Origin of the sequence: Marinobacterium profundum, assembly GCF_001528745.1 — a bacterium.
Taxonomy (GTDB): domain Bacteria; phylum Pseudomonadota; class Gammaproteobacteria; order Pseudomonadales; family Balneatricaceae; genus Marinobacterium_A; species Marinobacterium_A profundum.
Map to the genome: position 1 here is coordinate 20,485 of NZ_BCNS01000109.1, position 12,553 is coordinate 33,037.

Sequence of the window (12,553 nt, forward strand, 5' to 3'; positions counted from 1 at the left end):
AGCTGAGTACGCAGCAACTCACTGCTGTTTAAACGGAGCTTGAGCAATAAAGGAAGGATTAGCTGCTCAGCTACACACGCAGCTGAGCAGCCTGCACCTTAGCGCAACTATTAAAGCTGAGGCTGAACAATTACAGCCAGACAAAGTGCCGGGCTTTAAAACCTCCTATGCCGGTTCAAACGCAAAGCGTGCGTCCAGCCGGCTGCATCCCAGACCATTGCCCTTGCGTACCCTGACCTGCACCGGAATGCGCTCTTTGAGCGCCTCTACGTGGGAAATTACGCCTATCATCTTGCCGCTGGCATTCAGGCTGTCCAGTGCATTGAGCGCCGTATCCAGCGTATCCGCATCCAGGGTGCCAAAACCCTCATCCAGAAACAGCGAGTCGATACTGGTGCGGTGGCTCACCAGATCCGACAGCGCCAGCGCCAGCGCCAGACTGACCAGAAAGCTTTCGCCGCCGGACAGAGTGCGTGTATCGCGCAGCGCATCGGCCTGCCAACTGTCGATCACCTCCAGCTCCAGCTCATCCCCGCTTTTGCGCTGCAGGCGATAGCGACCATCAAGACGCTCGAGCTGACGATTGGCCAGATAGATCAGATGGTCCAGCGTCAGCCCCTGGGCAAAGCGGCGAAAGCGATCGCCCTTCTGCGAACCGATCAGGCTCGAAAGCTGCGCCCAGGTATCATAATGCGCCTGCTGCGCCTCGATCTCCTGCAACAGCACCTGCTGCGCCTGACGTAAGCGTGCATCCTGCTCCAATTGCTGCATCAGTGCACCACGGCGCTGCACCAGAGTTTGCAGCTGTTCGGTTACCGCCGCCCGTGCTGTTTGTACGGCAGCCGGATCCAGCACCGCAAATGGCTGCTGCTCGAGCTCTGCCAGGCGTGTGCGCGCCTGCAGCAGCAGTGTCTGCGCCTGGGACAGGTCACCGTCCAGCGTCTGGCGTAATGCCTGCAGTTCGCGCCGCGCTTGCGGTTCCAGCAAGGCCGCCATATAACCGGCCTCATCGATGAATGGACTGGCCTCCAGCGCCTCGCGCCAGACAGGCGCAGAACGCTCAAGCTGTGCCCCCTGCTGGATCTCGCGCTGCTGCAGGGCTGCAAGACTGCCGCGCAACCCATCCACGCTTTTCTGTGCCGCCGCCAGTGCGGTAGCCGCCTGCTGCCAGCGATTATCGGCCTGTTGCAGCCGATCCTGTAGCTGCGTGCGAATCTGTGCAACCGCGCGACCCTCAAACAACATCGAGCGCTGCGTGGCTAGCGCTGCGTTTTGCTGCGCCCAGTCGCGCTGCTGTTGCAGATTTATCCCCTGTTGTTGCTGCAACAGGGCTAAGTCACGTTCCAGCACCTCAAGCCGAGCCTCAAGCTGTTCGCAGCTGCGCGTGCTCTCGGCGCTGCGAATGAACATCTGTTGGTAGTCGGCCCAGTACTGCGCCTTCTGTTGCAGCCAGCTCGCCTGCATATCCGCCGCCGGCAATTCAGGTTCACCAAGCGTCTCCTGCAGCGCGCTGCGCAGCGACTGCTCAAGCGCTGTCAGTGCCTCCTGCTGCGTCTGCACTTCAGCAGCCGTCTGTTCCTGCTGTTGCTGCAGTGTTTGCAGCTCGCGGGTCTGCGTGTCCAGCTGATGGCTTTGGTTGGCCAGCAAGCTATTTGTTTGCACCGTTTCGTCGCGCTGCTGTTGCAGCGCCCGGTCCAGTTCACCCAGTTGCGACAGGTTCGTTTCAAGTTCGGACAACTCAACACCAAGGCGCTGGGCGCACTGGGTGATACCCGCAGTGTCGTTCAGCTGCAGCCTGACCTCGTCCTCCTGCGATGTACCGGCGTTCAGCCTGTTGACCAGGCTCTCGATCAGCGGTTGCGCCTCGGCCTGCAGGCTCGACTGCTCGGCACCGTCCTGAGCGCTTTGCTGCTGCAGCTCTTTGAGACCCGCCTGCAATGTCGCAGTGACGGCGGCCATTTTCTGGCCGTCCTGCTGCAACTGCTCCAACTGCAGTTTCTTGGCATCGTAACGCTGGCGCGTTTCGGACAGCTGCGGCTGACGGTAGTCCGTGATATAGGGGTGCTCTTGCGAGCCACAGAGTGGGCAGGCGTCATCAGGCTGCAGCGTATCCCGATACGCGCTCAGATCGCTGATACGCTGCTCCTGCGCCAGCAGCAGTTCCAGATCATCGCGGTGCTGCTTGCAATCGCTGTATTGCTGCCGTGCAGCCACAAGCACTGCCTGCTGCGTCTCAAGCTCGGCACTGCGCTGCCCCATCAGGGTACTGCGTGACTCAAGCCCCACCGCCAAGGTCTGGAAACGCCGGCCCAAAGCTTCGAGCCGATCCAGCGTTCGCACAGCGCCCTGCAATGACTTCAGCAACTGTTCCAGTTCCATCGGGGTGCGGGGCCCTAATAATCTGACCCGCTGCTCGCCTAACGCCTGCCCTTGCAGCTGCAGCTGTTGCTGGCGTTCGCGACTCTGAACTAAGCCTGCCTGCAGTGTCGGCAGTTCCCGTGCAAGCGTTGTCTGGCGCGTTGCCAGACTCAGCTGACGCTGGCGCATATCATTCAGCTGCTGCAACAGGCGCCCACGCTGGGCGAAGCGTTCCTGCCACAACGGTAGCTGCTCGCCCAAACGCGCAGCGCCCTGGTGCTTATGCAAGAAATCCTGTGTCTGATCGCGCTCAAGCTGCGCCTGCTTGAGGCTCTCCGTCAGACCCTCGCGCTGCCCACCCAACTCGGTAAGGTTCTGGGACTGGGCCGCCAGCATAGTCGCCAGCTCGCGCTGACGATCAGCCAGCTGCGCCATGCGGTTGTCCAGTGGCACGACCTCGTCCAGCAGCCGCGTTTCGGTGGCCTCACGCTCCAGGCGTGCGCCATCCAACTGTTGCCGCGCCTCTTGCTGCACGGCCTGTTGAGCATCCAGCTGCTGCTGCGCCTGCAGCAGCGACTGTTCATCCTGCCTGCGAGCCGTATCCAGCTCCTTCGCCTGCAAGAGGTCGGCCTGCCACTGCTGGTGCAACGGCCGCAGATCCAGCGCGGGCAGGCAGGCGTCCAGCCGCGCCAGCTGTGCCGCCTCGCGTTCAAAGGCCTGCTGCGCCCGCAGCTGCTCAGCTTCGCTCTGCTGCTGCGCGCTGCGCGCCTGACCCAGTGCTTCAAGCCCCTGTATTTCCTGCTGTAACCGAGTGTCATCGGCTTGCAGCCGGGCTTGGCTTGAAGTTAGCTCAGCCTTTTCGATATCAAGTGCCGCCAGACTTGCCTGGTCCAGCAGCTCTACATCACCCGCACGGGCCTGCAACACCCGCAGGGCTTCTTCTTCGCTGCGCTTGCGCTCAAACGCAAGACTGGATATCTCGCCGTAAATTTCGGTGCCGGTCAACTCTTCCAGCAATTCAGCCCGCTCATTAGGGCTGGCATTCAGAAAGGCAGCAAAACCGCCCTGGGCCAGCATCATCGACTTGGTAAAACGGGCAAAATCGAGGCCTGTAAGCTCACTTACCAGATTGAGCTTTTCACCTATACGGGTACTCAGTAGCTGGCCGTCTGCACGGGCCAGCTCGACCTGGGGCGCCTGCAGCTTGCCATCCGGCTGATTGCGGGCACGGCGCTGGGACCAGAAAGCGCGGTATTCCTCGCCGCGCACCTCAAACTCTACCTCCGCCAGGCAGTCTGCGGTATGGCGCGTCATCAGCTCATTGCTGCCAGCGGATACATTCAAACGCGGCGTAGCGTGGTAGAGCGCCAGACAAATGGCATCAAGCAAGGTGGTTTTACCGGCGCCGGTCGGGCCGGTAATCGCAAAGAGGCCGTTATCCCGAAACTCGGATGCGCGAAAATCCAGTTTCCACTCGCCCTTGAGCGAATTGATGTTTTTCAATCTCAGGCTCAGGATTCGCATGTGACTGACTCCCCGTCCTGCAGCTGTGCCAACAGCGAGTCAAAAGCCTCTCCCAGGCGTACTCGGGAGTCCTCATCCAGGCTTTCCTCCAGCGCAAGGCGACGTTCAAACACCTCGCGTACAGTCAGCTCCTGCAGGGTTTCACGACTGTCCCGTGCCAGCGCACTCGTACTGGCACTGCGCTGGCGCCGGATACGCAGCACCTCGACCGGCAAACCCTCAACCAGCTGCTGCACCCGCGGCTGCAGGTCGCTGAGATAATCGTCCCCGCGCACTTCGATCTCGAGCCAGGCAATGGGCCCGCCCGGGGCCTGGGCTTCATCACAGGTCGTGCCGAAGGTTTGTTGCAACTGGGCTTCAAGCTCTTTCAAATTACCGCTGAGACTCAGCATGGGCTGCCAGCCTGGCACCGGCAGTGGCGTGACCTCGGCCAGTTTACCGGCGTCGAAATCCACCAGCAGCACCTGCTTGCTGCCCCGGCTTTCATCAAAACTCAGGGCAATGGGTGAGCCGCTGTAACGAATATGGGACTTGCCGCCCACGACCTGGGCTCGGTGCAGATGCCCCAGGGCGATATAGTCGGCCGGCGGAAACGCACCCGCAGGGTAAGCCTCAAGCGTACCTATATAAAGCTCGCGCACAGACTCGGACAACTGGCCGCCGACGCAGGTCAGGTGCCCCGTAGCTACAATAGGCAAAGCACTGGGCTCGCCCGCCTGTTTCACCTGCTCGAGTTGTAACGCATCCCTGACACCAGCGGCTGCGTCATAGATAACGGTATAATGACGACCAATAGCATCGCTCAGAGCCTGGCGCTTGTGCTGCGTGCTCTCACCGGCATGACTTTCAACCAGGTCCCGCGGACGCAGGTAAGGGATGGCACAGAGCACAGCCCCAGGCGAGCCATCGCGACGCTGCAGCACTATGACCTGATCGGCGGGGTCCGCCGTGACTCCCCCCACTACCGTCGTACCCAGGCAGGCCAGCAGCTCACGGGATTCATGCAGGGTCGAGACGGAATCATGGTTGCCACCCAGGATCACCAACTGGCACCCCGTAGCGCGCAGGTCAGCGATAAACTGGTTATAGAGCCTGCGGGCATAGCTCGGTGGCGTACCTGTATCAAACAGGTCGCCGGCAACAATAAGCGCATCCACCTGATGCGTCTGTACCTGCTCAATCAGCCAGGCCAGAAAGGCGCGGTGTTCAGCTTCGCGGCTCTTGCCCATGAAGTGTTGCCCGAGATGCCAGTCCGAGCTGTGAAGTATTCGCATTGATAATCCTGATCCTAGTGTACTGTTGCACGCTATATGAAGCTTATAACGGCCCCTTTTTCCGCCATCCTGCGTTGTTCGTTGTCGCCGTAGCCCCACCAAGACTGTGCCTCACGCCTTGGCTGGCGAAAAAATGAGCGCATTCTAAAGCACCACCAAGAATGCAACAGCACACCAGGAGGCTGTCCGAGAATGCTGGCCGTAGCGAGAGCCGACTGATTTGAGCGGGTTTTTGCGGTGTTTTAAGGCGATAAATCGGCAGGATTGCCGATTTACACAGCGTTAGCTGCCCACCGGGCAAGCTACAGGGATGTAGCTTGTGAATAGTGGTTCTATTTAACGCAAAACAGCACAAAAAACAGCCAAACTCAGGTGGCTCGCAGTAGGTTGAGTATTCTCGGACAGCCTCCTAGCGCAGCGGCACTCAAAGCCGCCCATATTAATCCTAAAGTGCCCCGGGCAAACCACCAGGGCCTACACTTCTCATCAATCGTCGATGGTTTTGAGCGTGACAGTGCCGAGCTGGCGCATCTGTCTCAGTATCCATTGACTACGCTGCTGCACATAGGGGCTGGGCGGATGGGCGCGGTAACGATAGGGGTTGGGCAGTACCGCCGCCAGGCGCGCAGCCTGCAGATTGCTAAGCGCACGCGCGGGCGTGCCGTAGTAGTAGCGCCCCGCCGCCTCGACCCCATAGATACCCGGGCCAAACTCGACGATGTTCAGATAGACCTCCAGAATGCGGCTCTTGTCCCAGAGCAGCTCCAGCAGTAATGCGAACCAGGCTTCCAGCCCCTTGCGCACCCAGCTGCGGCCAGACCACAAAAACAGATTCTTGGCCGTCTGCTGAGTCAGGGTACTGGCACCGCGCACGCGGCCGCCATCAAGGTTGTGATCCAGCGCCCGCTTGATGGCCTTGAAATCAAAACCACTGTGATCAGCAAAGCGCTGATCTTCGGCAGCAATAACCGCCAGGCGCATGGCCGGCGCTATACGCTCAGTCGACACCCAGCGATGGGCATAGTCATCCGGATAGTCAGCGGGGGGAAAGAGTTCACGCTGAATCAGCCAGGACCAGACAGGCGGGTTCACCACCTTGAGCAGCAACACCAGCAGCACACTGAAGCCAACCCAGCCTGCGATGAGCCAGAGCGTCACCTTGAGCAGCGGGCGCAGCAAATAACGTTTGATCACAGGCACAGCAAATCCGCAGCAGTCGTGTAGAGGGCCCTATTGTGCACAGGGACTCAGGCAAGGTCGATGCATGCCGGCAGATTCATGCAATCTGATTACGAAGAAAGGCGAGGGAAGCCCCGAACAGCGGGAAAAAGGCAGGACGAGGGATGTGGAAAAACAGCGCGCGAAAATAGCGAATGGAGGGTAAAAAGGCCGGTGGGCAGAACGCCCACCGACCGGGAAAACGCTTAGCCGCCGGCCTGAGCCAGGTCGAAGAGCTCGCGCATGGCGACGGTAAAGATTGCACTGTCATTGCCACTGCTGGCACGCAGCTCGCTGAGCATCTGCTGCCAGCGACCCAGCAAGGGCGCCTGGCGCTCGAGCCAATCGTCAATCAGGGCTGTGGTATCGTCGTTTTCGGCACCTTCTTCGAGCACATTCACCGTCAGTACCCGCATCTGGGTGTTGAGGTCTTCGCGCAGGCCGTCACGCGCCATGGACTGCCAGTGGTTGCCAACTTCAATCGCCCGCACCTGCTGATCAAACCAGTGCAGCTCAAGCCGCTGGGCCAGATCGAAGTAGACCGATGCCACCCGCTCCAGCGCCTGACCGGTTTGTGCCGCCGCCTCCATTACACCCAAGAGCGCATAGAGGCTATCCGCCGAGGCCACCTTGGCTGCGAGGGATTCAGGTACGCCGGCGTCCACCAGGGCACTGCTGCGCTGCTGCCAGTCGTTCAGCGGTTCACCCTGAAGACGCTGCGCGATAGTCGGGCTGATCGCACGAATACCCGGCTGGTAGCGCTCGACCGTGGCCGCCACTTCCAGGGTGCCGCGCTGCTTGAGCAGGAACCAGTAGCTGGCCCGGCGCACCAGACGCATCAGGTCCAGCATCATGTCCTGCTGCAACTGCGCCGGCACCTTGTTGTCCAGGGCTTCGATCTCGCGCCACAAAGGTTCGATATCGTATAGCTCGCGGGCAATCACGTAGGCCGCGGCAATAGCCGCCTGGTCGCGTCCGCTGGCCTGCTGCAGATGCTGCATGAAGGTGATGCCCATGTGATTGACCAGCGCATTGGCAATCTGGGTGGCAATGATTTCCGAGCGCAGGCGATGATTCTGTACCTGTTCAGGGAAACGCTGCACCAGCTGATCCGGGAAGGCCGTAGTGATCGCCCGGGACAAAAACGGATCTTCGGTAATCCAGGAGCCGGTGAGCTTTTCCTTCAGCTCAGCCTTGGTATAGGAAATCAGTACCGACAGCTCCGGCCGGGTCAGCCCCAGCTGCTGCGCCTTGCGCTCCTGCAGTACTTCGTCGGAGGGAATAAACTCCAGCGAGCGTACCAGCCGGCCCGACGCCTCCAGCCGGTGAATCAGGCGGATATAGTCATCCAGCGAACTGCGCGAATGCGTTTTCGCAATACTGATGGCCAGTGTCTGACTGTAGTTGTTCTTCAACACCAGGCGGGCGATTTCGTCGGTCATTTCGCGCAGCATGGCGTTGCGCTGCTTGACCGTCATGTCGCCGTTGGCCACAACTTCATTGAGCAGAATCTTGATATTGACCTCGTGGTCGGAGCAATCCACACCACCGGCATTGTCAATAAAGTCGGTGTTGGATGCGCCGCCGTGCAGGGCATATTCGATACGTCCGTGCTGCGTGAAGCCCAGGTTACCGCCCTCGCCCAGCACCCGGCAACGCAGTTGCTTGCCGTCGATACGCAACGAGTCGTTAGCCTTGTCGCCAACATCAGCGTGGCTCTCGTGACTGGCCTTGACGTAGGTACCAATGCCACCGTTCCAGATCAGATCAACCTGGGCACGCAGCAGGGCCGACAACAGATCAGTCGGTGCCAGGCGATCAGCCGTGATATCAAAGCGTTGCTTCATTTCAGGGCTGATATCAATCCACTTGGCGCTGCGCAGGAAGAGGCCACCGCCGGTGGAAATCAGGCTGCGGTCGTAATCATCCCAGCTCGAACGGGGCAGTACAAAGAGCCGCTCGCGCTCAGCGTAGCTGCTGGCAGGATCGGGTTGCGGGTCGATAAAAATATGCAGATGGTTAAAGGCTGCAACCAGGCGAGTATGGCGCGACATCAGCATGCCGTTGCCGAACACATCGCCTGCCATGTCGCCGATGGCCACCACGGTAAATTCCTGGGTCTGGGTATCCAGGCCCAGCTCACGGAAATGCAGTTTGACCGACTCCCAGGCGCCCCGCGCCGTGATGCCCATCTTCTTGTGGTCGTAGCCCTGGCTGCCGCCGGATGCGAAGGCATCGCCGAGCCAGAAACCGTATTCTTCGGCGATTTCATTGGCGATATCGGAGAAGGTCGCGGTGCCCTTGTCCGCCGCCACCACCAGATAAGGGTCATCTTCATCGTGGCGCACCAGCCCCTTGGGCGGCACCAGATCAGCTCCCACCAGGTTATCGGTCACATCCAGCAATGCACGAATAAAGATCTGGTAGCAGGCAATACCCTCGGCCTGGATCTCATCGCGGTTGCCATTCACCGGCAGTGCCTTGGGCACAAAGCCGCCTTTGGCACCGACAGGGACGATAACGGCGTTCTTGACTTGCTGAGCCTTCACCAGACCCAGCACTTCTGTACGGTAATCCTCGCGCCTGTCGGACCAGCGCAGGCCGCCGCGCGCAACCTTGCCGCCGCGCAGATGCACACCCTCAACGCGGGCCGAGTAAACGAACACCTCGAACATGGGTCTTGGCAACGGAATATCGGCGATGCCGTGGGGATTAAGTTTGAAGGCGAAATAATCCTTCAGCTCGCCATCGTCACCAGGCTGATAGTAGTTAGTACGCAAAGTAGCCTGAATCAGCTCCAGAAAACGGCGCAGAATCTTGTCATCGTTAAGGTTATCGACCTTGTCGAGTCCTTCGATGATGCTGGCGGCAATTCGCTCGGTCAGGGCCTGCACCTTGCGGCTGTTCTGACGGCCCGGCTCAAAACGCGCCTTGAACAACGCCACCAGCAGGCGGGTCAGATACAGGTGCCGTCCCAACGCCTCTGCGATATAGGGCTGGCTAAAACCAAAACGGATCTGCTGATTGTAACGGGCATAGGCTCGCAACATGGCGACTTCGCGCCACGACAGGTTAGCGCCTATCACCAGACGGTTAAATTCGTCGTTCTCGGCTCGCCCCGCCCAGACACTGGAAAAGGCATCCTGGAAGTTCTGCTTCACGTCTTCCAGTACCACCGGCTCAGTGCTGTCGTAGCGCAGGGTGAAATCGTGAATCCAGAAGCGCGCGCCATCGCGGCGCTTGACCTTGTAGGGGTGCTCGCCCACCACCCGCATGCCGAGTTTTTCGAGCACCGGGATAACGTCGGACAGAATCAGTGGCTGTTGTGGATGAAACAGTTTAAAGCGCAAGACTTCGCGACTCTGCTCCAGCACACGGTAAAAACTCAGGTTGATAATACGGGTTTCATCCAGCTGCTCAATGCGCTGGATATCGTAGACCGCACTGCTGGGAGTGAAATCCTCCCGGTAGGCGGATGGAAAAGCATTGCGATAGTGATTGATCAGCTGATTGCCACGCTCTTCACCGGCGCTCTCGACCAGGGCTGCGTGCAGATCTTCGCTCCAGGCTTTGGATATTTCGATGATCTCGGCTTCGACAGCCTGAGGGTCAAACTCCAGCGTCGTATCAGCGTCAACCTGAAGCACGAAATGCACCCGTGCCAGCAGAGATTCACTAAAACGGGTAGTGAACTCGCAGTCGCGGGCACCGAAATGTTCGGTCAGGCGTTGCTGCACCTGCAGGCGCAGGGCCGTGGTGTACAGATCCCGCGGCACAAAATAGAGACAGCTGACAAACTTGGAGCAACTGTCCCGGCGAATCAGCAGTTTGACCTTACGGCGTTCCTGCAGATTGAAAATCCCCATGGCCATGTCGAAGAGTTCATCGTCATTGGCCAGAAACAGCTCATCACGGGGTAATTCTGCGATGATCTGCACCAATGCCTTGCCACTGTGGCCCTTGGGGTCAAAACCGGCCCGCGCCAATGCCTTTTGCGTGCGACGGCGCAGCAGCGGTACCTGCAATGGCGGCTCAACGTAGACAGGCGAGGTCCAAAGACCATAAAAACGATGCTCTCCGCAAACAACACCCTCGGCGTCGTAACGCTTGAGAACCACCAAATCCTGATGTGCCGGACGGTGGACACGGGAACGCACGGCATCCTTGGCAAAGGTCAGCGGATCGGTGCAGAGCATGAAATCCCGCTCTTCAGCGCGCAGATCACTGCCGCTGCGGCTGCGCCCGCTCTGGGCGTGCAGCTTCAGGGTGCCCAGCTCGCTGCCCTCAACCCGAGTCACCCCAAAGGCATCTCCGGTACCGCTGAAGGCCAGCTCGTCGTACCCCAGAAAGGTAAAGCGGTCGTTCAGCATCCAGTCGCAGAAGGCCGCGGCTTCCGTTACACAATCCGCAGCTGCACCGGCTTTGGGCGTGCGAAGTGCATCCCGCAGGCTTTCGAGACGCGTTCGCATAGCCGGAAAATCCGCCACCGAGGCCCGCACTTCGCCCAGCACTTCGCTCAACTGAGCCTGCAGTGACTTGAGCTCGTCCGCCGCACTGTGACGATCGACTTCCAGATAGATCAGGGCTTCGCGCAGGGCCCCCTCGGTGCCGGTTGCAACCAGCCCGGTGACACTGCCGCTGCTGTCGCGAGACAGATCCAGCACCGAACTGTGCACCACATGAATCGCCATTTCACGGCGATTCAACTCCATGCGCAGAGAGTCCACCAGGAAAGGCATATTGGGATGAATAATTTGAATGACGGTGTGACTGCAGTGCCAGCCGTGCTGCTCGAGATCGGGATTGAACACCCGCAGCCGCGGTTCATGGGCTTCGCTTTCGTAAAGAAACTGAAAACAGGACAAGGTTGCACCATAAAGATTGTCAAGTCGGCGCTCGGCCAGCTCATCATAAGGTGAAACCCGATAGTAGGCCGCGGCAAAGGCGCCCACCTGGGCAACCGTGTCAGACGCCAAACGGCTTTCGAACAGTTCACCCAGCTGCGTCAGCAGCCGCTTCTTATTATCGCTTCGTTGCTCGGACATCGAATCCTTTAACCCCTTGTTGCTCAGACAGTGCCGAAATCAACCGCAGTGCACAGAACGCGAGTGTGGGCATCCACGGCTAACCTGATGGAATTCAGATTCCATCAACTCTAGGCGTTATCGGAGAAAAAAGATTGTCAAAGGCTGGGTTTTCTTTGCGAAAACGTACGTTATTAACTTGGTTTAATGCATGCAGCAGGAATCTTGCATCATTGGCTTTCGCTGCAACCAGGGCCCAGTGCGAACACCGCCTCCAGCCAAGGAAGTCCAGCACGCACAAGCGCCTGCCCCACTCTTCAAGGATACAGAGGTGTTTTATAACCGGGTGCGGCTGTACCGCTGCAATGATTACATGAGTCCATGTGAACTTTGCATCAGCACTACGAACAGCGTTTTGGGAAGGTATCCGGCAAACTGGCGCCAGATCAGACAGAATAAAACTGGAAGAAATAAAACAGCTGCAGCAAATCAGGAGTCCTGATTTTCCCAACGGATCACAACGGGTCTTTTGCCCCAGGCCAGCGCTGCATCTTCATCCACACCCATGTAGATATCGATCTTGCGGGCCCAGCGGCGATGCATCTTGTCGAGCACCTTATAGCGCCCTGGGAGGCCTTCTATTTCAACTTCGGTACCAGGTTCAAGGCCCATACCCAGCAGATCGCGGGAAACAGCAATCGCCTTGAGACCCGGCTTGAGCTTATGACCCCAGGCACCAATATTAGCCTTGCCCTGGGTCTGATCTGGCAGCGAATTGTACGCGGTTGCAGTAACCTTGAGTTTTACCTTCGCACTTGCGGCGCCCTGCAGTGAGTCGAGCGCCAGCGTGCGGATCCTGCCGGTGCTTTTGGCCTGCGCCTTGACCTGGGTCGCCGTTGAGCCGGAAAGCTTTTCTGTAGCCCAGCCGACATTGGCGCTGGACAGGAACACCAGAGGCATGGCCAGCAGCACCGTTATCAGCGGGCGCACCAGGCGCTTTCGAAGGTTGTTCAGCATCATAAAAAGTACGTTAATTCACATAATTGCACGCAGTGTGCCAGATAACAGTATCAGCGCCTAGCCTGCTTTCGCGTCTATTAATAATTCTCATTTAGATTCTGTCTGCGTCTGGATACAAGATGGCCAAACCGGTTA

General features: G+C 59.0%; 5 protein-coding genes. All 5 read right to left on the reverse strand.

The window, feature by feature from the left end; translation table 11 throughout:
• Positions 1-165: 165 nt before the first annotated feature.
• Positions 166-3,882 carry an AAA family ATPase gene (locus tag MPRO_RS11230; RefSeq protein WP_067292017.1) on the reverse strand — a complete coding sequence of 1,239 codons (3,717 nt, stop codon included), beginning with the start codon at positions 3,880-3,882 and terminating at the stop codon, positions 166-168.
• Positions 3,870-5,156, reverse strand: a complete 1,287-nt coding sequence (gene sbcD, locus MPRO_RS11235; protein ID WP_067292018.1) for an exonuclease subunit SbcD — start codon at positions 5,154-5,156, stop codon at positions 3,870-3,872. The genes MPRO_RS11230 and sbcD overlap by 13 nt, the downstream gene beginning before the upstream one ends.
• A gap of 486 nt (positions 5,157-5,642) precedes the next feature.
• Entirely contained in the window at positions 5,643-6,356 is a 714-nt protein-coding gene (gene mtgA / locus MPRO_RS11240; RefSeq protein WP_067292024.1) for a monofunctional biosynthetic peptidoglycan transglycosylase, read from the reverse strand.
• A gap of 224 nt (positions 6,357-6,580) precedes the next feature.
• Positions 6,581-11,419 (reverse strand): NAD-glutamate dehydrogenase, encoded by a 4,839-nt coding sequence (locus tag MPRO_RS11245; protein ID WP_067292026.1) that lies wholly within the window; start codon positions 11,417-11,419, stop codon positions 6,581-6,583.
• 468 nt (positions 11,420-11,887) lie between these two features.
• Complete coding sequence (locus MPRO_RS26330) at positions 11,888-12,418, reverse strand: 3D domain-containing protein (protein ID WP_245635083.1); 531 nt, start codon at positions 12,416-12,418, stop codon at positions 11,888-11,890.
• Positions 12,419-12,553: the final 135 nt, after the last annotated feature.